The following is a 22,604-nucleotide window of genomic DNA, read 5'->3' on the forward strand; positions in this document are numbered from 1 at the left end:
AGGCCACACCCGTTCCCATCCCGAACACGGCAGTTAAGCTCTTTTGCGCTGATGGTAGTTGGGGGTCTCCCCCTGTGAGAGTAAGACGTCGCTGGTCTATTTTTTTTTTTTTGGTCCCGTGGTGTAGCGGTTAACATGCCTGCCTGTCACGCAGGAGATCGCCGGTTCGATCCCGGTCGGGACCGTAATTTTGATGATGAACACAGCGACCTTGCTGTGTTTATTTTTTTTGTTCTTCATTAAAAATAAAACCAACTGGACGAACGAAAACGATATATTTTGATTTACCACAGCAATTTCGCTAAACTATGTAAAGACTCAATCGAGGTGACGTGAAAAATGACTTATACAATTACGCTGAACTCGCCAGAGGAAACCGAATCTTTTGCGGCCGAACTGGCAGAATTATTGGAACCGCGGGATCTGATAACATTGGAAGGCGACTTGGGTGCCGGCAAAACAACCTTTACCAAAGGCATAGCAAAAGGACTGGGAATTCAACGGATGGTCAACAGTCCGACTTTCACCATCTTAAAGCAATATTCCGGCCGCCTGGAATTGAATCATTTCGATGTCTATCGTCTAGAGAACAGTGATGAAGATATCGGGTTTGACGAGTTTTTCAGCAGTGAAGCGGTATCTGTGATTGAATGGGCAACATTTATAGAAGAGTACCTGCCAAAAGAGCGCTTAAATATCACAATTAATCGGCAGTCTGAAGAAGCGCGCAAAATCACACTGCATCCAATTGGCAGACGCTATGAAAAACTTTGCAGGGAGCTAAACTTATGATCTATCTTGGAATCGATACCTCAAATTCTCCATTGGCAATTGCGCTAATAGAGGATGGTGTGGTCTTAATAGAAGAAACATCCAATCTAAAAATCAATCACTCACTGACGGCTATGCCGGCAATAGAGGAAATGATGAAAAAAGCCAAAGTACTGCCTGCCGATTTGACGCATATTGCAGTAGCGGAAGGCCCGGGTTCTTATACGGGCGTACGCATTGGCCTGACGATCGCCAAAACTTTGGCGTGGTCGCTGAAAATTCCGCTGCATCCTGTTTCCAGCTTAAAAGTTCTGGCTGCAAATGGACAGGGATTTGATGGGCTTGTTTGCCCCATTATGGACGCTCGCCGTGGTACAGCCTTTATTGGTTTGTACGAGGGAGTCAGTCTGGAGCCAGTGACTGCCGATCAGCATAGTGATGTGAAGAGCTTCCTATTGAAAGCCAAAGAACTCGGGCTGCCTATATTATTTACCGGAGTTGATGTGGCGCTGCATGAAGCTTTAATTATTGAAATACTGGGTGAGGCTGCTCATTTCAGTGGAGTCCAAAACCGGCTGCCACGCGCATCAAATCTGATTTTGCTGGCACAAGATACTCTGGAAAGTGATGTTCACCATGCTGTTCCTGAGTATCGACGCATTACAGAAGCAGAAGCTAATTACAATAAAGCGCAAGAAGGCCAAACCTTATGAATGAAACAGTCAGGTATAGAAAGATGACGATCGCGGACATCGAAGTGGTCTACGAAATAGAGAGTTTGTCGTTTAGCCTGCCTTGGACGAAAGACGCTTTTTACTATGAAATGATCAGCAATGAGCATGCCTATTACGTGATAGCCGAAACAGATGAGGGCATCGTGGGATACTGTGGCATGTGGCTGGTGATAGACGAAGCGCATGTCACGAACATCGCCATCCATCCGGAACAGCGAGGCAAAAAACTCGGTGAAGGCTTGATGCAGGCGGCAATTGATGCAGCAAAAGCGCACGGCGCTGTATTGATGACCCTGGAAGCTCGTGTCAGCAATGTCGTAGCGCAAAATCTTTATCGGAAGTTAGGTTTTAAAAATGGTGGCATCCGTAAGCGGTATTATACGGATAATTACGAAGATGCCATAGTGATGTGGGTGAATTTTGATGAATAAGGACATTTATATATTGGGAATTGAAACAAGCTGTGATGAAACGGCCGCTTCCATTGTGAAAAATGGCAAGGAAATCGTTTCAAATGTGGTGGCTTCACAAATCGAAAGCCATAAACGTTTTGGCGGCGTGGTCCCAGAGATTGCTTCTAGGCACCATGTGGAACAAATCACTTTGGTCATTGAAGAAGCGCTGCAGCTGGCGGAAATGGAACCGCACCAATTGGATGCAGTAGCAGTAACGGAAGGACCAGGTCTAGTTGGCGCTTTGCTGATTGGCGTCAACGCAGCAAAAGCTTTTGCCTTTGCGCACCAACTGCCTTTGGTTGGCGTCCACCATATCGCTGGGCATATTTACGCAAACCGGTTGGAACAGGAAATGGAATTTCCGCTTCTTGCCCTGGTGATTTCCGGTGGTCACACTGAGTTGATCCATATGAAAGAACACGGAGATTTTACCGTAATCGGTGAAACACGTGATGACGCGGCGGGAGAAGCTTATGATAAAGTTGCCCGTACGCTGAATTTGCCTTATCCCGGCGGTCCGCATATCGATCGGTTGGCACATGCCAGTAACGATGCTGTAGTGTTTCCGCGGATTTGGCTGGAGGAAGGATCTTATGATTTCAGCTTCAGTGGATTGAAATCCTCGGTTTTGAACTATATGCACAATGCCGCACAGCGCGGGGAACACGTAGCTCCTGAAAGTGTGGCAGCCGGGTTCCAGAACAGTGTAGTGGAAGTGGTCACTGGGAAAACGATGCGTGCAGCCGAAGAATATGGAGTTCGTCAAGTGATTGCCGCAGGGGGAGTCGCAGCGAACAAAGGATTGCGGCACTCGTTGGAAATAGCATTCAAAGAAAAAGAGATTCCATTTTATATTCCTCCGTTGCCTTTATGTACAGACAATGCGGCAATGATTGCTGCAGCAGGAACTGTCATGTACCAAAAAGGACTCTACGGCAATATGGCCATGAATGGACGACCAGGTATGCCTTTAACATCATGGATTTAATAGAAGCAAGTATTTTCACTATTTCAGGACCTCTGAAGTGTGTGAAATTACTTGCTTTTTTTTACATAAAATTCAGACTTTAAAAGGATAACCATAATTGTTCTGTCAATAGAGAACATTTGTACTTATGCACAATTTGTGAATAAACTGTTTACAACTAGGGGGTAAATGAGGAGAATTCTATATATTGTGTACTTATAAGTGGAAAACTATGTGGATAACATTTAAGTTATCTGTGGATAGTGTGCATAAGCCTGTTGACAGTTGATTAGACAAGCGAAGTATTGTGGAGAAATCTGTGGAAATAATTATTTTACAAATTCCTATTGACCTATATATAGAAATAGAAAAACCGGCTGTCAAACAGCCGGTTCCAATTAAATATTTTCAATTTTTTCCTGCAGTTCAAGCCATTGGGTCATTGTTAGTTCGTGATCGGATTTCAAACTTTCCAGTTGATTTTGAAGCGGCAGGACACGTTCGTGGTCCTGGAAAATTTCCGGTTCACATAATTGGTCTTCGATTTCGGCAATCTGCAGATCCAGTTTCTCCATCGCCTGTTCAACTTCTTCGGATTGGCGGACCAGCTGGCGTTCCAGCTTTTTTGCTTCTTTATCAATCTGAGAAGTAGAGGGGGAAGCAGCAGCTTTCACTTCAGCAATCGAACCGGCTTCATCAAGAGCTTTCAGTTCAGCGATTTCCAACTTTTTCTCTACGTAATAATCATAGTCCCCCAAATATTCGGTCGTCCCATCTTGTGTGAGTTCAATGACTTTTGTTGCGATCCGGTTCATAAAATAGCGGTCATGGGAAACAAAAAGCAAAGTGCCCGGGTAGTCCAATAATGCATTCTCCAGCACTTCTTTGCTGTCGAGATCCAAATGGTTGGTCGGCTCATCGAGCAGCAGGACGTTGGCTTTTTGCATCATCAGTTTTGCCAGGGCAACACGGGCCTTCTCGCCGCCTGATAATGTGGAGACAGGCTTTAGCACATCATCTCCGGTAAACAGGAAACGTCCCAGGATGCCGCGTATGTCTTTTTCGTTGATAAGGGGGTAATCATCCCATAGTTCGTTCAACACCAGCTTATTGCCTTTTAAATTAGCTTGTTCCTGGTCGTAATAGCCAAACTGGATGCCGGTGCCGTAATGGATATCACCTGCGAGCGGTTCCAACTCTTTCATAATGGTTTTCAGCAAAGTCGATTTGCCGACGCCGTTGGGACCGACCAGCGCCAGGCTTTCCTGCCGGTACAATTTGAGTGCAATATTTTCGGAAACCGGTTTGCTGGTATAACCGATTTCCAGCGACTGGACGTTCAAGACATCGTTGCCGCTTTGTTTGCCGATAGTGAAGCCGAAGCGGGCAGATTTTTCATTGCCGTCGGGGGCATCCATCCAATCGGTTTTCTGCAGGGTTTTTCTGCGGCTTTGTGCCATTTTGGTCGTTGAAGCCCGCGCTAAGTTTCGCTGGACATAATCTTCGAGCTTGGCTTTCTCGCCTTGCTGTTTTTCGAATTGCTTTTGGTCGAGTTCGTATTGCTTCGCTTTTTCATCCAAGTAGCGGCTGTAGTTGCCGGTATACTTTTTGACGCGGTGGCGGGACACTTCGTAAACCAGCGTCACGACCTGGTCGAGAAAATAGCGGTCATGGGAAACAATCAGCAAAGCACCCGGGTAATTTTTCAAGTAGTTTTCCAGCCAGCTCAGCGTCTCAATGTCCAAATGGTTGGTCGGCTCATCGAGAATCAGCAGCTGGGGCTTGCTGAGCAGATGCTTCGCCAGCATCAAGCGCGTTTTCTGCCCGCCTGATAACGACACCACTTTTTTGTCGAAGTCGTCCGGATAAAATTTCATGCCGTGCAGGATAGCCCGTGTATCCGATTCATACTGATAGCCGCCTGCATCTTTGAACTCATGCTGCAACAGGTCGTATTCTTTCATGACCTTGTCATTTTCTGCAGGATTATTGTATATGTCAGGTTCAGCCATCTGCGCTTCCAGGCGCCGAAGAGTCGCTTCCTGTTCGCGGAACTGATGGAAAATTGTCATCATTTCATCCCAGACGGTAGCATCCGATTCGAGATTTGTTTGCTGTTCCAAATAGCCGATCGTCAAATCTTTCGGCATGCTGATGTCGCCGCTGTCGTAGGACATTTCACCGGCAATGATTTTCAGTAAGGTCGATTTTCCAGCGCCGTTGCGGCCTACCAATGCGACTCGGTCACGGTGCTGGACTTCCAATTTGACGCCCGAAAGAATTTCTTCCGCGCCAAATGATTTATGGACTTGGTTTACTTGCAGTACAATCATGTAGGTCACCTCTATTCTCTTTAAGTGTAGCTGATGGGACGGTTGTTCGCAATTGCACAAGCCTTTACATATCAAGGCTCCTAATGTAAGATGAAAGCGATTTGACAACACCTCAGGAGGATGCGAAAGCGTATGTTACACGAGACATCTAAAATTCCGCAAGCCACGACCAAAAGGCTGCCGCTGTATTACCGTTTTCTTCAAAACTTCGCGAATGCCGGACAGAAACGGATTTCTTCGCAGGAATTGAGTGAAGCGATGAAAATTGATTCTGCTACCATCCGCCGTGATTTTTCACATTTGGGCGCACTCGGAAAAAAAGGCTATGGCTATGACGTTCAGGAGCTGCTGCTGTTTTTTCGGAAGACCTTGGATCAGGATGAAGCTACCAACGTCGCCCTGATCGGTGTCGGGGGACTCGGCAGTGCATTTCTAAAGTATAATTTCCACCGCAACCACAACACGAAGATTATTGTGGCGTTCGACTCCAACAGTCCGCTGGATGGCGAAAAGATCAGTGATATCGATACGTACCACCCGGATAAGATTGAAGAGAAAATTAAAGAGTATGGTGTGGAGCTGGTCATTTTAACCGTGCCGTCGCGATCGGCCCAGGAAGTGACAGACCGCTTGGCGAAGACCGATATCAAAGGGATTTTAAATTTTACACCGGTGCGCATTTCGGTGCCCGACCATATCCGTGTCCAGACCATCGATCTGTCGGTTGAACTGCAGAGTTTGATTTATCAGATTAAGCAGCATTGACTTAAAACCTTCACATTTGCAAGCCCGTTCCAAATAGCCAAACCGGCTCGAATGATGTAAAATAGAGCCATAATACAGGAGGTGCCACATATGCCAGGTCCAATGAGTATCATCGTTATTGGTGTTGTTGCCTTACTCGTTTTCGGTCCCAAAAAGTTGCCGGAACTTGGAAAAGCATTCGGCTCGTCTCTGCGTGAGTTCAAAAACGCCACAAAAGGACTTGTAGACGACGATGACGACGATAAAAAAGTAGAACTGAAGAAGAAAGACGAGCAAAAGGAAATACGTTAGGATGTTTGTCCGATGACAGAAAAAGATATGACTTTAGTTGAACATATAGTTGAATTGAGAAAACGGCTGACCATTGTAGTCGTTTTCTTTATATTGGCGCTTATTGTCAGCTTTTTTATTGCCCAGCCTTTGATTCAATACTTGCAATACACGGAAGAAGCAAGAGATCTTACCTTGAACGCATTTAAAATTACAGATCCGCTGAAAATTTTCATGCAGGTCACCATGATTTTAGCGCTGATTATCACATCCCCGCTCATCATGTATCAGTTCTGGGCGTTTATCAGTCCTGGCCTTCTCGACAAGGAGCGGAGAGCGACACTCAGCTATATTCCGTTTTCCCTGCTATTGTTTTTGGGAGGCATCGCGTTTTCATATTTGATCCTGTTTCCTTATGTCATCGGATTTATGCTGAGTATCTCCGACAACATGGATATTCAGGAAACGATCGGCATCAACGAATATTTCCAGTTTCTGTTCCAAATCACCTTGCCGTTCGGATTGATTTTCCAGCTGCCGGTAGTGATGTTGTTTCTAACCAGGCTCGGCATTATTACACCGATGCTGATGACGAAATACCGCAAGTATTCGTATCTTGGATTGGTGATTATCGCGGCGTTCATTACACCGCCGGACATCGTCTCACACATGATTGTGACGCTTCCGTTGATAATCCTTTACGAATTCAGTGTCATCATCGCCAAGATCGGCTACCGCAAGTTCCTGAAAGCGGAGCAGCAGCAAATCATTGAAGAGCAGCAACAGCCAATAGAATAATGAAAAAGCCTTCTGCCGATTGGATTCGGTGGAAGGCTTTTTCTTATTGTCTAGACTCCAACGGCCAAATTCTCGGAACGTAAGCCAAACCAGCTATGTGGCAAAGAACGCCACTTCGCTGATTCGCCTTAAACCTGTCGAATCTGAGCGGCCGTTTTCGCTTTTCCTATTGCAGATTTTCCATTTGCTTTTGGAATTCCAAAATCGTATCCATATTGAGCTGGATGAGCATTACATAGCCATTCAAACAGATATGGGCAATGATCGGCGTGATGATGCGCTTAGTTTTCTGGTAGAGAAATGCCAAAATCAACCCGGTAGTGAAATACAGCAGCAAGTGCGTAAAGTCGAAATGGATCAACGCGAACACCAAGGCACTGATGGCTGTCGCGAAAAAGAAATTGGTCGTTTGGTTGAGCGAGCCGAACAGTACGCGGCGGAAAACCAACTCTTCGAGAATCGGGCCGAATAAGACAATAGCCACGATGGCGAGCGGCACTGCTTCAGCAATTGTGACCAGCGACGCTGTGTTTTCAGACCCAGGATCGATGCCAATCGCCATTTCAATCATGGCGGCAAGTGATTGCCCAATTAACAGCAGCAAGAAGCCAAGCAAGCCCCAGACGACAGACATGAAGACTGACGATTTCGTACCTTTCCAAATATCAAAAAAGCGTTTGTCCCGGAAGATGACGAAGAGGGTAATGAGGAGGCCGATGCCCATCGTCAGGAAAATCAGCCAGCCTGAAGTTGCAGAACCGGCTGTCGCACGGTCCATGCCCTGCCCCTGAAAGTAACTCAAAAAGGGAGCAATAAACAAGATCGGTGAAAGCTGTGCGGCAATGAAAATCAATAATACATACAACGGCGTTTTTTTGCCTTTGGATTTCGGGCGGTAGCCGCTGTCTGTTTTAGCTTTTGGTTTGGACGAGCTGCCATTTTTTAAAAAGTTGTCTATAAATTTCTTTTGGTTGGTAGGCATGATGTAATTCCTTTCATTACTATAGCTGAATTAGCTATTTAAGATTTGCTAAATACTTTGCGCAGTCGCGTCTATGGACTAGACGAAGCTATGAGACGGATGGTTTTACTGGTGCAGCGCATGAGCCACACCAACAGCGTTGAGGAAGAATCAAACTGGTAAATCTGCACTCCTTCTATTGTAGAGCTTTCAAAGGACAACCGCAAAGAAATCAAAATCATGATGGTTCATGCTTGCAAAAGACAGAAGATTTTATTAAACTTGATATTGGGTTAGCACTCAGAGGTTGAGAGTGCTAAGCGAGAACATTTAGATAATTTGAGGAGGGTGTTTCAATTGTTAAGACCACTAGGAGATCGTGTAATTATTGAGCTCATCGAAGCGGAAGAAAAAACGTCAAGCGGTATCGTCTTGCCGGGATCAGCACAGGAAAAACCGCAGGAGGGCCATGTGATCGCTGTAGGAAATGGACTTATCCGTGAAAACGGGCAGCGCACAGAATTGGACGTGCAAGCTGGCGACCGCGTCATCTTCTCGAAATACGCAGGATCTGAATTAAAATACGAAGGCAAAGAATATTTGATTTTACGTGAAAACGATATATTAGCAGTTTTAGGCTAAAATAAACCAACGACACAGGAGGAAGCTAAACATGGCAAAAGATATTCGATTCAGTGAAGATGCACGCAGTTTAATGCTGAAAGGCGTAGATAAATTAGCAGATGCAGTAAAAGTGACGCTTGGGCCAAAAGGGCGCAACGTCGTACTTGAGAAAAAATTCGGTTCGCCGTTGATCACCAATGATGGTGTGACAATCGCGAAAGAAATCGAACTGGAAAATGCTTTTGAAAACATGGGAGCGAAACTTGTTGCGGAAGTGGCTTCTAAAACAAACGACATCGCCGGTGACGGTACAACGACAGCTACGGTTCTTGCACAGGCAATGATCCGTGAAGGTTTGAAAAACGTTACAGCTGGCGCGAATCCGGTCGGCATCCGCCGCGGAATCGAATTGGCCGTTGAAAATGCGCTTGCGGAACTGAAAGCTATTTCCAAGCCGATCGAAGGCAAAGAATCGATTGCACAAGTCGCAGCGATTTCATCCGGCGACGAAGAAGTCGGCAAACTGATTGCTGAAGCAATGGAGCGCGTTGGCAACGACGGCGTCATCACATTGGAAGAGTCACGCGGCTTCACAACAGAACTTGACGTTGTAGAAGGTATGCAGTTTGATCGTGGATACCAGTCTCCGTACATGGTGACGGATTCAGATAAAATGGAAGCAGTTCTTGAGAACCCGTTTATCTTGGTTACAGACAAGAAAATCGGCAACATCCAGGAAATCCTGCCAATCCTTGAGCAAGTTGTTCAGCAAAGCAAGCCATTGTTGATCGTCGCTGAAGACGTTGAAGGCGAAGCATTGGCAACACTGGTTGTCAACAAATTGCGCGGAACGTTCAATGCTGTAGCTGTTAAGGCTCCAGGATTCGGTGACCGCCGCAAAGCAATGCTTGAAGATATCGCTGCACTTACGGGCGCAGAAGTGATTACAGAAGACCTTGGTCTTGAATTGAAAACAACAAACATTGCTCAGCTTGGGCGCGCGTCAAAAGTGGTTGTTTCGAAAGAAAACACAACCATCGTGGAAGGTGCCGGCGACCAGAAAAACATCGTCGCTCGCGTAACACAGATCCGTACGCAGCTTGAAGAAACAACTTCTGAATTCGACAAAGAGAAATTGCAGGAGCGCTTAGCGAAATTGGCTGGCGGCGTTGCAGTCATCAAAGTCGGAGCAGCTACGGAAACTGAGTTGAAAGAACGCAAACTTCGCATTGAAGATGCATTAAACTCAACTCGTGCAGCAGTAGAAGAAGGAATTGTTGCCGGCGGTGGTACAGCTCTAGTCAACGTCTACAACAAAGTAGCTGAACTTCTTGAAACGCAAGAAGGCGACGTAGCAACAGGCGTCAACATCGTGCTTCGTGCACTTGAAGAGCCAGTTCGCCAAATCGCAACAAACGCAGGCCTTGAAGGGTCGATCATCGTTCACCGTCTTAAGTCCGAAGAAGTTGGCATCGGCTACAACGCTGCTAACGGACAATGGGTCAACATGGTGGAAGAAGGAATCGTCGATCCAACCAAAGTTACGCGTTCAGCACTTCAAAACGCAGCATCTGTTGCAGCCATGTTCTTGACGACTGAAGCAGTTGTCGCAGACATTCCAGAACCAGCAGCACCAATGGGCGGAATGCCTGATATGGGCGGCATGGGCGGCATGATGTAAGCTCAATTAAATAATATTAATAATATGGGGTTTGCCTAATGGCAGACCTCGTTTTTAAATGAAAAAGTAACGGAAAGGCAACATTTATATATCAGAAGATAGTTTTGTGAATATATCTTCATTCATTTAAATGAAATTATCCTTCGATTTAAGTGTAAGCCGAAAGTTAGTTGTATTTAAGGAATAATTCTATTTATAAAAAGTTGCACCGTTACATTTCTTTGGATATTATGTTTAAAGAAATATTTTTATGGCTATTATTACATGTTATCATGTAAGTATTTCAACCTGTCATTGTTTTGTGAGCTTTGAATAAGAAGGTAAGGTCTATTTAAGGAGTGCTTATCAAAGGATATAAAAATGATGAAATGAATACGTTCACATGAATAATGAGCGAAACTTATTCTTGCAATGCCACTTGAATCGCAAAATATTTTTCCAAGTATTATAGCACCGGGATTGGCTTATCTAATTTATTTCAAATAGGTTAATAAAGTTGAATTAGCAAAGAGATAGTAAAGGTGATGAATAGTGAAAAATACAAACGAAAATGTAAATCAAAAAGTAAAATTAGATGATGTTGCTAACGAAGCTGGTGTTTCGAAGACAACTGTCTCAAGAGTGTTGAATAATCGGGGGTACATAAGCGAAAAGACAAGAAAAAAAGTAAATGAAGCTATGGAATTGTTAAATTATCATCCAAATGAAATAGCTAGGTCACTCTTTATTAATAAGACCTTTATCATTGGCCTTATTTTTCCAACTACAAATAATCCCTTTTATGGACAACTGATTTTCCATTTAGAGAATATCAGTGAAGCCTTAGGCTACAAAGTATTATTATGCAACAGTGAAGGTCGTGAAGATAAGGAGAAGAGTTACCTGGAAATGCTGCAAAGACACCAGGTGGATGGAATTATAGCAGGATCTCATAACAGAGGGATTCTAGAATATGACAACCCGCAACTCCCATTGGTTGGTATTGATCGATATTTATCTGAAAATACTCCGGTTGTCTCCAGTGATAATTATGATGGCGGGAAAAAGGCTACTCAATTATTAATTGATAAAGGTTGTAAAAAAATTATTCATATTAACGGTTCTCCTTCTTTGGAAACTCCTGCAAATTTAAGAAGAGAAGCTTATGAAGACGTAATGAAAGAAAATGAATATTATCCCCAGAGTTATGTAATAGGTGAAAATGTTATAGAAACTATTTTTAATGAGAACCCAAATATTGATGGTATTTTTGCAAGTGATGACCTTATAGCATCAAGTGTGATGAAAGAAGCAAAAAGAAGGAACATAAATATACCTGCTGATTTGAAAGTGATCGGCTATGATGGCTCAGAAATAACCAGAATGCTGTTGCCGGAACTAAGTACGATTCAGCAGCCAGTAAAGGAAATTGCAGATTTAGCAGTTCAACTGTTACTGAAACAAATTAATGGTGAGACGGAATCAAAAATTGAATGGAAGCTACCAGTAAAGTTAATCGAAAGTGAAACAACATAAAAAGCATGATTAGTCAATATTTTAAATTTTTTGTTTTTTCATGTCAACCGGTTGACATGAAAAGGGAATTTAACTATAATCAGATTTATAAGACAACATGTCAACCGGTTGACATGTTTATAAAAATAGACGTTTTGTATCTTTACACTCCTATGAAAGCGTTAACTTAATAGTGGTTAATGGAATCATAGAATGCGTTTTATTAATGGAGCCTAAGGAGGGGGAGGATATCATGGCTAGAATAGTATCAGAGAAAACCATTCAAGCAACAAAAAATAAAGAGAGCCGAAAAAACTACATTAAAAAAAATTTCGTCTTATATTTGTTTTTAGTACCAGCTGTTGTCTTAGTATTTATATTTAATTACATACCAATGTATGGGGTTACAATTGCATTTAAAGATTTCAGTCCTATTAAAGGGATTATGGGAAGTGAATGGATTGGTTTCGATCATTTCATTAATTTTTTGCAATCTCCCAACTTTCAGCAAATATTCATGAATACGATAAAATTAAGTGCCTTCGAACTTCTTATCGGGTTTCCAATTCCTATTATTTTGGCGCTGATGTTAAATCAGCTGAGAAGGGCTAAAGTTAAAAAAAATGTTCAATTAATTATTTATGCGCCGTATTTTCTTTCAACAGTAGTCATATCGGGGATGCTCTTTATCTTTTTATCACCAGCAGGACCGATTAATGAATTTTTGACTTTATTTATGGATGAGCCCGTTGCCTTTATGACAGATCCGGCTTATTTCAGAAGTGTATTCATTGCATCCAGTGTCTGGCAGGTTGCAGGTTTTTCATCAATTATCTATGTTGCTGCACTTTCGAATGTTGATCCGCAGCTTCATGATGCAGCAACGATTGATGGTGCTTCACTTTTACAAAGAATCATTCATATTGATCTTCAAGTTCTTAAACCGACTATAGCCGTCCTATTTATTTTGGCAATTGGCGGAATTATGGGAGTTGGTTTTGAAAAAGCGTATTTACTTCAAACTGACATGAACTTGCCTGCTTCAGAGATTATTGATACCTATGTATACAAAAGAGGACTTCAGGCAGGAGATTGGTCATTTGGAGCTGCTGTAGGATTGTTTAATTCTGTTATTAGTTTGCTTCTACTGGTAATTGCTAATACTGTTGTCAAAAAGTTAAATGGTGAAACACTTTACTAGAAAGGAGCACAATCAATGAAATCTAAAATTGACCTTGTAAATAATTCGAAAACAGATAGAATGCTCCTCTTAATTAACAAAATCATTTTAATTTTAATTGTGCTCATTATTACTGCTCCACTTTTGTATGTTTTGTTTGGCTCCTTTCTGAGTCCGAATGTCTTGCTGACAAAAGGTATATCACTTAATCCTGATGACTGGACGCTTGATGGTTATATAAGAATATTCGAGGATGGTTCTATCGTTAGAGGCTTTCTTAACTCTATTATGTACGCAGGAGGATTCTCTATAGTCTCTGTTTTGTTTTCCATCCTTGCTGGGTACGCTTTATCCGTTGACAATTTAGCTGGAAAAAAGTTATTTATGCTTTTCTTTATTGTAACCATGTTTTTCAATGGCGGGATGATCCCTACATATTTACTGATTAAAGAGTTGGGTATGATCAATACACCGTGGGCAATCATACTACCAGGGGCCGTCAGTGTGTGGAATATAATACTTTCCAGAACATATTTTAAAGGATTGCCAAATGAACTGAAGGAAGCAGCAAGAATTGATGGTGCTTCAGATCTCAAAATATTTTTGAAGATTATCTTGCCACTGTCCAAACCGATTATTTTTGTACTGGCTTTATATGCTTTTATAGGCCAGTGGAATTCTTATTTCAACGCAATGATTTATCTCGAAGATCAATCACTCTATCCATTACAGCTGGTATTGCGTGAAATTCTTATCCAGAATGAAGTGCAGCCTGGCATGATTGCAGATCAGCTTGCAAGAGCTGAGATTCAAAAAATTGCAGAAATGATAAAGTATTCTTCTATTGTAGTTTCAAGTTTACCATTATTGATTATGTATCCTTTTTTCCAAAAGTATTTCGAAAAAGGTGTAATGGTAGGCTCATTAAAATAAAGAAAGTGGGGAATTATTATGAAAAAGGTTTTGAAAGCAGCTTCATTGCTGCTGATTATCGGAACAGTAATTTCGGGATGTAGCGGCAATGATAAGAATACTTGGTCAGAGGATTATGGACTTTCTGACATTGCATTTCCTTTAGAAGAAAAAGTGACACTGAAGGTTATGACACAAAGTTCGCCTCTAGCACCTGAAGATCCAAATGAAAAGTTGATTAATCAGCGATCGGAAGAGAATACAAATGTTCAAATTGAATGGAGAAACTTTACAGGTGAAACATTTGCTGAGAAAAGGAATCTGGCAATGACTAGTGGGGATATGCCAGATGCAATTAGCAATGCTGGTTATAGTGATTATGAATTATTAAATTTGGCAGACGATGGTGCTATTATTCCACTGAACGAATTAATAGAAAATCACATGCCTAATCTGCAAGCAGTTCTGGAAAAAGCTCCAGAGTATAAGGAAATGATGACTGCACCGGACGGAAATATCTATGCATTCCCTTGGATAGAGGAACTAGGACAAGGAAAAGAAAGTATTCACTCAGTAGATAATTTCCCATGGATAAACGTAACATGGCTGGAAGAATTGGGACTGGAAATGCCTAAAACAACTCAGGAATTAAAAGAAGTGCTAATCGCCTTTAAAGAGAATGATCTTGCTGGTGGCGGACAAACAATTCCTATGTCATTTATTATAAATGACGGTGGACAGGACCCGGGATTCTTATTTGGCTCGTTTGGTCTGGGTGATAATTGGGATCACACAGTTGTAACTAATGATGGAGAAGTTAAATTGACATCCAGCGATGAAGGATACAAAGAAGCTATCAACTTCATGAATGAACTGCATAAGGAAGAATTAATTGATATCGAAGCCTTTGAACAGGACTGGTCTACTTATGTAGCTAAAGGCCAAGAAGGCCGCTACGGTATGTATTTTACCTGGGATAAAGCAAATATTTCAGGATCGAATGACGATTATGCGCTTATGCCGCCTTTAGAAGGTCCGGATGGGCAAAAAAATGTTGCCAGAACAAATGGGATGGGTTTTGATCGTTCGAAAATGGTTGTTACAGGTGCCAACCAAAATCTTGAATTAACGGCAAAATGGGTTGATGAATTCTATGATCCTCATCAATCTGTACAAAACAACTGGGGTACTTATGGAGATGAAGACATGCAAAATATCTTTGAATTTGATGAAGAGCAAAATATGTTAAAACATCTTAGTCTAGAAGGAACTGCACCTGTTGAATTAAGAGAGAGAACTTCCGTTGGAGGACCATTGGCAATACTGGACAGTTATTATGGGGAAATCACGACAAAGCCAGATGATGCTGCCGAGAGATTGGATTTAATGAAAGAAGTCATGGTTCCGCATATGAAAGCGGAAAATATATATCCGAAAGTATTTTTCAGCTTAGAAGAATTAGAGCGTCTTTCTACAATAGAAGCAGACTTATTGCCATATATTCAGCGGAAAAAAGCCGAATGGATTGGAAAGGGAACTGTAGAGGAAGAATGGGACCAATACCTGGAGGAGCTGGATCGTCTTGGTTTACAGGAATGGCTGGAAATTAAACAAAAAGGTTATGACCGTACTGCTAAGTAATGGAGGAGAACTAATTGACAAAACAGGAAATACTACAATACAGACCTAGTTTGCACTTTACAACGAAAAAAAATTGGTTAAACGATCCAAATGGATTAGTATATTTTAAAGGTGAATATCATTTGTTTTACCAACACAATCCCAATGAAAATATTTGGGGCCCAATGCACTGGGGACATGCTGTCAGCAAGGACTTGATTGCCTGGGAAGAGCTTGAAATAGCATTATATCCGGATGAGCACGGAACTATTTTTTCTGGAAGTACCGTGGTGGATTGGAATAATACGACAGGATTCTTTCCGGATGAGCCAGGTTTAGTAGCTATTTTTACGCACCATCAGGAAGCTAGTGCTGAAATCGTACAAAAACAAACGCAAAGTCTGGCGTATAGTAAAGACAATGGACGAACTTGGGTTAAATATGAGGGTAATCCTGTACTTTCTCATGCGTCAAAAAGTGATTTCCGAGATCCCAAGGTCTTTTATGATGAGAAAACAGAGAAATGGATTATGTCATTAGCTACTAGCCAAACTATTTCTTTTTATTCTTCATTAAATTTAATAGATTGGGAGTTTGAAAGTGAGTTTGGTGATAATGTAGGTTCCCATGATGGGGTTTGGGAATGTCCTGATCTATTTAAATTAAAAGCAGAAGATACAGAAGAAGAAAAGTGGATTTTGATCGTCAGTATCGGTGATAATGGAATATCAAACATGGGCTCGCGCACACAGTATTTTGTTGGTGCTTTTAATGGGTCTGTCTTCACATCAGAACATGATGACATCAGGTGGCTAGACTATGGGAGAGACAATTATGCTGGTGTAAGCTTTTCAGATATCCCGGAGGAGGATGGGCGTCGGATTTATCTGGGATGGATGAGCAACTGGAGATATGCCAATGTGGTGCCTACGGATGGATGGAGAAATCAGATGACGATTCCAAGAGAGCTCCGTCTTCGGAACATAGAAGGGAAATATAAAGTCATTCAATACCCTGTGGAAGAACTAACTTCTTATTTTGAAAGAACTGTAGATATTCAAAACTATGAAGTAGAACCTTCTAACCCTAAGAGAATTGAAGTGAATGAGCGATATGTAGACTTATTCCTGGATATAAAGAATGATGCGGATCAATTTGGTGTTACATTGAATCATACGACAGCACACACCACCACTATCGAGTATGATGCACTAAATCACGTTATATTATTGAATAGAAGAAATTCTGGAAATGTGGAATTTTCCGATATGTTTTCAACGGATCAAGAACTTAAAATGAGCGAGAGAAATCATGTTCAACTACGGGTGATTATTGATAAATGTTCGATAGAAATCTTTATCGATGATGGCGCTTATGCTATAACGAGTTTAGTATATCCTGACGAAACCTGTGAAAGCATAACACTTTATAGTAAGGGTGGAAATATGACCGTTAAGAATGGTTATGTTGCAATTCCTGCAAAAAATGCAACATTATAAAATGTGAAGTTTAATATTGTTTAGTTACTTAGAAAAGAGGAAGCATTTGATTGTTTCCTCTTTTTTATAATATTTCACATGTTAACGAGGGGAGTAAAAGTATGAGTGAACATACGTCTGTAGTTTGTATTGGAGAGTTGTTAATCGATTTTTATTGTAAAGATGCGGGAGATAATTTAGTGGAAGGAAATATCTTTGAAAAACAGGCTGGCGGAGCACCTGCTAATGTATGTGCCACTATAGTGAAATTGGGTGGAACTGCATTGTTCTGTGGAAAAGTTGGAAACGATCCATTCGGAAAATTCCTGAAAAATACTTTGGAAGAAATAAATGTTAATACTTCCATGCTTGTAGTCGATAATGTTAATCCGACTACACTAGCCTTTGTTTCTTTAATGGAGAATGGAGAAAGGGATTTTGTTTTTAACAGAGGTGCCGATGCATTTTTGAAGGAAGAAGAGTTGGATAAAGAGAAATTAAAAGAAGCTGCCATTCTCCATTTTGGATCTGCAACCGCTTTACTGGAAGGACCGTTCCAATCTACATACCTAAATACAATGAAGTTGGCAAAAGAAAATGGGCAATTTGTTTCTTTTGATCCTAATTACAGATCAGATCTCTGGAAAGGGAAGAAAACTCATTTTATAGAGTTAACGAAACAAGGAGTTGCACTAGCTGACTTTGTAAAAGTCAGTCAAGAAGAATTAGAGATTATTACTGGCACAGAGGATCTTAGGAGCGGAATTCAGCTTCTCCACCAAATGGGAACGAGTTTAATTGCACTTACACTAGGTAAAGAGGGAACTTTGATTTCTAATTACCATAAGCAAGAAATAGTTCCAAGTATTAAGATAGATTCCGTAGATTCGACTGGTGCGGGGGATGCATTTGTTGGCGCAATGCTGTACCAGCTTGCCAGAGAGAAGGATGCAAAAAAAGTTCTGGAGGACTTTGAGAAGATAAAAAAAATAACTTATTTAAGCAATAAAGTGGGTGCGATTGTTTGTACAAGAGTAGGTGCAATTTCTGCTATTCCAACTTTAGATGAAGTCATATAATATATAGGATAAAGAAGTTAATGCCATCAGCTGAAGAATCGATTTTGCCAGCTTAAATGGGGGTCCATGAAATTATGTATGGCACACAATGGTATATGCGAATAGGAAATCTTGGATTTAATTTAGTATTGTTAAACTTGTTGTGGTTATTGTTTTCCTTTTTCGGTTTATTTATATTAGGGATTTTTCCTGCGACTGCGGCGTTATTTGCGGTAATGAGGCTTATTATCATGGAATCAGACAATGGTTCCATTATAAAGCTGTTTTGGGATAAATTTAAATCGGAGTTCATAGCATCCAATGTTGTTGGTTATATTATGCTGTTTATTGGATTAGTATTATATACAGATTTTAAAGTACTACACTATATAAATCAGGATACGCTTTATATAATCTTGATGAGTGTGACTGTGGTTGTTGTATTCGTATACCTTCTCAGTTTATTATATATCTTCTCTGTATTTGTTCACTATGATTTAAAGCTTTGGCAGTACCCAAAGCACGCATTCATCCTTGTCATTGCCCGACCCTTGCATACTTTGGTAATGGCGATTAGTATAGTCACCATCTTATTTTTATATTTACAATTACCAGTATTAATATTGCTATTTGGAATAAGCTTAATTAGTTTTGTGTTGATGAAAATCGCCTATTTATCTTTTTCAAAGAAAGAAGTTTAGTTGAATAATCTTAATCGAAAAGGATTTAATTTTATAAAAATCAATTTTTAATTGATCGTTTTCATAGAATCGCTCCTTAGATTGTAATTTGCTAACTTATTTTTGAGTTTTGGTGAATCTCTATAAGTTAGTTAGTTCCGAAACCTTTGAGAGCGCTAAGTTTTTACATCCTATGAAAAGGCAAAATATGCACCCTAAATATGGGCGGCATGATGTAACAAATTCTTATAGTTTTCGATTTTTCAAAGACTAAAGAATGCTTCACCAAACCATATTCAATCTAAATCCTGAAAGCCTCTCACCAATTTATTGAATTGGTAAGAGGCTTTTTTCTTAGAACTCCTTTCTTCATCTCCCTACAAATGAAAGGAAAAACCCTAGATATGTTCAAAACAAGTCGACTGAATTAAAACTTTTCCCGTATGTGACGACTGTCACTAGCGCACCATTCAGCTGTCCTGTAAGTTAGCTGTAGACCGCATACTTTGATAGTAAATTTGCATTTAGAGGAGAAGTTTTGAATGAAGAAAATCGCTTGGATTACAGATACTGCTGCGCAACTAGATGAGGCTTTTATCCAAAAACACAATGTACACATTCTGCCCCTTAGTGTTGTTTTTGCTGATGGGTCTTTTCGGGAATCAATCGATCTTACACAAGAAGAGTTTTACGATAAATTACGTTTAGCGAAAGCCTCACCGAAAACTTCGCAGCCTGCAATTGGCGAAATGATTTCTTTATATGAAAAGCTTCAAGAAGAAGGATATGATTTTGCCATTGCGCTGCACTTATCAAGTGGGCTTTCAGGAACGTTTGAAAGCGCGCAGGCAGCAGCAAAAATGTCCGATTTCAAAGTCTATCCAATCGATTCCAAGATTGGTTCCTTCCCCATGGTGAAAATGATTGAAACTGGTGAGGAGCTGTTGGCAAATGGCAAAAGTATAGATGAAGTAGTTGCAGCTATTACTGAAATGACGCTTAAATCGAAGTTGTCTTTTATTCCTTCGAGTTTAAAGCAATTGCATAAAAGCGGACGTGTTTCGGGAACACAGGCATTTGTCAGCAACTTGCTGAACATTAAAGTGGTCATCAGTTTTGAGGACGGCAAACCGGTCATGAAAGAAAAAGTCCGTTTAAATAAGCGAGCTAAAGAAAAGGTAGTGCTGTCGCTTCGCGCGGATATGGACCGGGGCACTGTACCGGAAGTTGCTGTGATTCACTGCAATAACGCACCGGATGCAGAAATCTGGAAGAGTGAGCTGTTGCAGGAGTTTCCAGATTTAAAAGTGCCGGTTGTTTCATTGAGTGTTTGTGTGGCAGTTCACGCCGGTGAAGGAACTACGGGGTTAAGCTGGGTTGCTTATTGATTTGACGCAGCGAAATTTAAAAAGTGTAGGAAGTAAGAGGCGAAGCCATAGTGGCTTTGTCTCTTATTTCTTTTTGCTATATTCTTCTTTTTATATGTTAAACTTTAAGAAATACAGTAAGATATGGAACTTTCTAAAAATGGCGAAACAGATTTAAGTCTGTTGCCTTTTACCTGACATCTGATCGACTGATAAAAGTGAAATATGACAACAAGTGGGGTGCTTTATGGTAACAACATTTCAGGAATTGCAAATGTATAAGAATTTTGATGAGTTGAGTAGCGATGTACTTGATTTGGCAAAAGAAATATTGCCGGACCAATTACTTTATTTAAGTTCCTTCAGCGATACGCAGCAAATGATTCTAAAGCTATCAAATAATGATACTAATATTCTTATTACCGAAGGACTGGTTGTAAATCTGAACGAAACGATTTGCAATCGAGTCGATTTTGATAACAAACAACCATTGATTTATGAGGATACTAGGAAAGAAAGCAGTTTGGATGATTTAAGAAATGCACTTGAAGAAGCTAACGTTCGATCTTATTTGGGAATTCCTATTTCTCTGATGAATGGCGAAAGGTTTGGAACATTATGTGCGGTACATGACCAGGAAAGTCAGTTTGACAAAAAGAGTGTCGAATTGTTGCAAAGAATCGTTAGGATGTTCTCGTATTATTTGTATTTAGAACGCTTTGCCTATAGAGATTCGTTGACTGAACTATACAACAGACATTATCTTACAAAGTTTTTTGAAGATGGCTCTAAGTCAGCAGGAGTGCTATTCTTTTTGGATTTGGATGGCTTTAAAAAAGTAAATGATATCCATGGCCACGATACGGGGGATTTGGTGTTGAAGGAAGTCGCTTCGAGGCTTCAACAGTATGTGGCTGAACATCCTAAAGCTTTTGCAGTCAGATTAGGGGGAGATGAATTCCTCATTCATTTATCCGGCCTATCCAGCCAAGAAGAAATGGGCAAGCAGGCAGAATATGTGCTTAAAAGCTTAAGTACATGGGATGCCGACTATCAACTTTCTGCAAGCATCGGAATTGTCACGTACCCGGTCAATGGCAGGGATGATTTACAGACGCTTTTGAAAAATGCTGACCAGGCATTGTATCGTGCAAAAACTTCAGGGAAAAACACATATAACTTTTTCTAAGCAGTTCTTCCAACACGTACACGGGTTCAAAAAAACTAAAATTTATAAGTTATGCTTGGTAAGGCAGCAGAACTCGAGGGGAGCTTACAAGATGGGAGAACTAAGTCAACTGCAAAGCGTATACAACCAATCCACTTACAAGTTGACGGGCCACGGTGCGCGGAATGTTCAAGTGTTGAAAGAAGCTTTTCACCGTGTAGATGACGAGTTGCTGAGTGATTTGTATGGAAAAGGCAAAGTGATTGAAGATTTTCAAGAGAAAATGGCTGCCTTATTAGGGAAAGAGAGCGCTGTCTTTTTCCCGAGCGGCACAATGGCCCAGCAAATTGCCTTGCGCATCTGGTGTGATGAAAAAGGGCTACAGAAAGTAGCTTACCATCCGCTTAGCCATCTAGAAATTCATGAAGAAGATGGGTTAAAAAAATTGCATAACATTGAATCGGTTTTTCTAACTGATCGTGACCGCGTAATCGATTTGGATGATGTACTGAAAATGGAAGACGGGGTAGGGGCTGTGCTGCTGGAATTGCCGCAACGCGAAATCGGCGGGCAATTGCCGAGCTTCGAAACACTCGAAAAAATTTCACAGTATTGCCGCGACAAGCGAATCAGGCTGCATCTAGATGGAGCCCGGTTGCTTGAAGTTCTGCCTTATTACCAAAAGACTGCGGCTGAAGTTTGTGCGCTGTTTGATAGTGTCTATTTATCTTTATACAAAGGGATAGGCGGAATTGCTGGTGCCATATTAGCGGGGAATCGAGATTTTACGGAGCAGTCAAAAGTTTGGAAAAGACGGCATGGCGGTGATTTAATCAGTTTGTACCCTTACATTATCGCAGCCGATTTTTATTTTGATCAGCGTGTAGACAAAATGGAGCAGTATTTCGAAGAATCGAAGGAACTTGCTGGATGGTTTAATTCTTGTTATGGCATTTCCACATTGCCCGCTGTCCCTGTTTCAAATATGTTCCATGTCCACTTCCAGCAAGCTAAAGAGCAAATAGAACCAATGTTGTTAGAGTTGGAACAAGAAATGGGTGTAGGGATAACCACTCATTTAAAAGCGAACGGAGAACAGTCGTGTTCGTTTGAAGTGAGCATGGGAGATCAGTATTCACAGGTACCTAAAGAACTTGTAAAAAAGGTATTTGAGCAGCTTGATAAAAGCATGAAACATCATTTCAAAGACTAGAAGCTGATGTCGAACAACTGCCAATAGTATAAAACCTCTCCACAATTCTGGGAATTGCGGAGAGGTTTTTTATTG

Annotated in this window: 21 protein-coding genes, 1 tRNA gene and 1 rRNA gene; 21 read left to right on the plus strand and 2 right to left on the minus strand. The window is 41.2% G+C overall.

Annotation, left to right across the window (positions count from 1 at the left end; genetic code table 11):
* The 6 genes from rrf to tsaD form a co-directional block, all read left to right on the plus strand.
* Nucleotides 1–97, plus strand: a 5S ribosomal RNA gene (rrf, locus tag QOZ98_RS17815); the annotation flags it as partial.
* 15 nt (nt 98–112) lie between these two features.
* Nucleotides 113–185 (plus strand) — tRNA-Asp (locus QOZ98_RS17820).
* Between the two features lie 154 nt (nt 186–339).
* Nucleotides 340–792 carry a tRNA (adenosine(37)-N6)-threonylcarbamoyltransferase complex ATPase subunit type 1 TsaE gene (tsaE, locus tag QOZ98_RS17825; RefSeq protein WP_308788625.1) on the plus strand — a complete coding sequence of 151 codons (453 nt, stop codon included), beginning with the start codon at nt 340–342 and terminating at the stop codon, nt 790–792.
* Nucleotides 789–1,484 carry a tRNA (adenosine(37)-N6)-threonylcarbamoyltransferase complex dimerization subunit type 1 TsaB gene (gene tsaB, locus QOZ98_RS17830; protein WP_308788626.1) on the plus strand — a complete coding sequence of 232 codons (696 nt, stop codon included), beginning with the start codon at nt 789–791 and terminating at the stop codon, nt 1,482–1,484. Before tsaE ends, tsaB begins: the two co-directional genes overlap by 4 nt.
* On the plus strand, nt 1,481–1,936 hold the full coding sequence (gene rimI, locus QOZ98_RS17835; RefSeq protein ID WP_308788627.1) for a ribosomal protein S18-alanine N-acetyltransferase: 456 nt from the start codon (nt 1,481–1,483) through the stop codon (nt 1,934–1,936). Before tsaB ends, rimI begins: the two co-directional genes overlap by 4 nt.
* Nucleotides 1,929–2,948 (plus strand): tRNA (adenosine(37)-N6)-threonylcarbamoyltransferase complex transferase subunit TsaD, encoded by a 1,020-nt coding sequence (tsaD, locus tag QOZ98_RS17840; protein WP_308788628.1) that lies wholly within the window; start codon nt 1,929–1,931, stop codon nt 2,946–2,948. Before rimI ends, tsaD begins: the two co-directional genes overlap by 8 nt.
* Nucleotides 2,949–3,325: 377 nt before the next feature.
* Here tsaD and QOZ98_RS17845 read toward each other — a convergent pair whose 3' ends face one another.
* Entirely contained in the window at nt 3,326–5,260 is a 1,935-nt protein-coding gene (locus QOZ98_RS17845) for an ABC-F family ATP-binding cassette domain-containing protein (RefSeq protein WP_308788629.1), read from the minus strand.
* A gap of 132 nt (nt 5,261–5,392) precedes the next feature.
* Here QOZ98_RS17845 and QOZ98_RS17850 point away from each other — a divergent pair, with 132 nt between their 5' ends.
* From QOZ98_RS17850 to tatC, 3 genes are all read left to right on the plus strand, one after another.
* Nucleotides 5,393–6,025: a redox-sensing transcriptional repressor Rex gene (locus tag QOZ98_RS17850; RefSeq protein ID WP_308788630.1), complete on the plus strand. Its 633-nt coding sequence runs from the start codon at nt 5,393–5,395 to the stop codon at nt 6,023–6,025.
* A 90-nt stretch (nt 6,026–6,115) separates the two neighbouring features.
* Nucleotides 6,116–6,316, plus strand: a complete 201-nt coding sequence (locus tag QOZ98_RS17855) for a twin-arginine translocase TatA/TatE family subunit (protein ID WP_142829004.1) — start codon at nt 6,116–6,118, stop codon at nt 6,314–6,316.
* Between the two features lie 12 nt (nt 6,317–6,328).
* Nucleotides 6,329–7,093 carry a twin-arginine translocase subunit TatC gene (gene tatC / locus QOZ98_RS17860; RefSeq protein ID WP_308788631.1) on the plus strand — a complete coding sequence of 255 codons (765 nt, stop codon included), beginning with the start codon at nt 6,329–6,331 and terminating at the stop codon, nt 7,091–7,093.
* Between the two features lie 166 nt (nt 7,094–7,259).
* On the opposite strand, the gene QOZ98_RS17865 is transcribed toward tatC, so the two are convergent.
* Nucleotides 7,260–8,075 (minus strand): CPBP family intramembrane glutamic endopeptidase, encoded by an 816-nt coding sequence (locus QOZ98_RS17865; protein ID WP_308788632.1) that lies wholly within the window; start codon nt 8,073–8,075, stop codon nt 7,260–7,262.
* A gap of 336 nt (nt 8,076–8,411) precedes the next feature.
* On the opposite strand from QOZ98_RS17865, the gene groES reads away from it, so the two are divergent.
* From groES to QOZ98_RS17925, 12 genes are all read left to right on the plus strand, one after another.
* Nucleotides 8,412–8,696, plus strand: coding sequence for a co-chaperone GroES (groES, locus tag QOZ98_RS17870; protein WP_006831533.1), 285 nt, complete (start codon nt 8,412–8,414; stop codon nt 8,694–8,696).
* Between the two features lie 31 nt (nt 8,697–8,727).
* Entirely contained in the window at nt 8,728–10,359 is a 1,632-nt protein-coding gene (gene groL / locus QOZ98_RS17875) for a chaperonin GroEL (protein WP_308788633.1), read from the plus strand.
* Between the two features lie 531 nt (nt 10,360–10,890).
* Nucleotides 10,891–11,874 carry a LacI family DNA-binding transcriptional regulator gene (locus QOZ98_RS17880; RefSeq protein WP_308788634.1) on the plus strand — a complete coding sequence of 328 codons (984 nt, stop codon included), beginning with the start codon at nt 10,891–10,893 and terminating at the stop codon, nt 11,872–11,874.
* A gap of 232 nt (nt 11,875–12,106) precedes the next feature.
* Nucleotides 12,107–13,054 carry an ABC transporter permease gene (locus tag QOZ98_RS17885; protein WP_308788635.1) on the plus strand — a complete coding sequence of 316 codons (948 nt, stop codon included), beginning with the start codon at nt 12,107–12,109 and terminating at the stop codon, nt 13,052–13,054.
* A gap of 15 nt (nt 13,055–13,069) precedes the next feature.
* Complete coding sequence (locus tag QOZ98_RS17890) at nt 13,070–13,966, plus strand: carbohydrate ABC transporter permease (protein WP_142829069.1); 897 nt, start codon at nt 13,070–13,072, stop codon at nt 13,964–13,966.
* An 18-nt stretch (nt 13,967–13,984) separates the two neighbouring features.
* A complete protein-coding gene (locus tag QOZ98_RS17895; RefSeq protein ID WP_308788636.1) occupies nt 13,985–15,586 on the plus strand; it encodes an extracellular solute-binding protein in 1,602 nt (533 codons plus the stop codon).
* A 14-nt stretch (nt 15,587–15,600) separates the two neighbouring features.
* Nucleotides 15,601–17,064 (plus strand): glycoside hydrolase family 32 protein, encoded by a 1,464-nt coding sequence (locus QOZ98_RS17900; RefSeq protein WP_308788637.1) that lies wholly within the window; start codon nt 15,601–15,603, stop codon nt 17,062–17,064.
* A gap of 101 nt (nt 17,065–17,165) precedes the next feature.
* Nucleotides 17,166–18,122 (plus strand): carbohydrate kinase family protein, encoded by a 957-nt coding sequence (locus tag QOZ98_RS17905; RefSeq protein ID WP_308788638.1) that lies wholly within the window; start codon nt 17,166–17,168, stop codon nt 18,120–18,122.
* A gap of 74 nt (nt 18,123–18,196) precedes the next feature.
* Nucleotides 18,197–18,802 carry a YesL family protein gene (locus tag QOZ98_RS17910; protein WP_308788639.1) on the plus strand — a complete coding sequence of 202 codons (606 nt, stop codon included), beginning with the start codon at nt 18,197–18,199 and terminating at the stop codon, nt 18,800–18,802.
* Between the two features lie 521 nt (nt 18,803–19,323).
* A complete protein-coding gene (locus QOZ98_RS17915; protein WP_308788640.1) occupies nt 19,324–20,169 on the plus strand; it encodes a DegV family protein in 846 nt (281 codons plus the stop codon).
* Nucleotides 20,170–20,395: 226 nt separating this feature from the next.
* A complete protein-coding gene (locus QOZ98_RS17920) occupies nt 20,396–21,337 on the plus strand; it encodes a sensor domain-containing diguanylate cyclase (RefSeq protein ID WP_308788641.1) in 942 nt (313 codons plus the stop codon).
* A gap of 91 nt (nt 21,338–21,428) precedes the next feature.
* Complete coding sequence (locus QOZ98_RS17925) at nt 21,429–22,529, plus strand: threonine aldolase family protein (protein ID WP_308788642.1); 1,101 nt, start codon at nt 21,429–21,431, stop codon at nt 22,527–22,529.
* Nucleotides 22,530–22,604: the final 75 nt, after the last annotated feature.

The sequence above is a fragment of the Planomicrobium stackebrandtii genome (assembly GCF_030814955.1).
In the GTDB taxonomy this organism is placed as follows: Bacteria; Bacillota; Bacilli; order Bacillales_A; family Planococcaceae; genus Planococcus; species Planococcus stackebrandtii.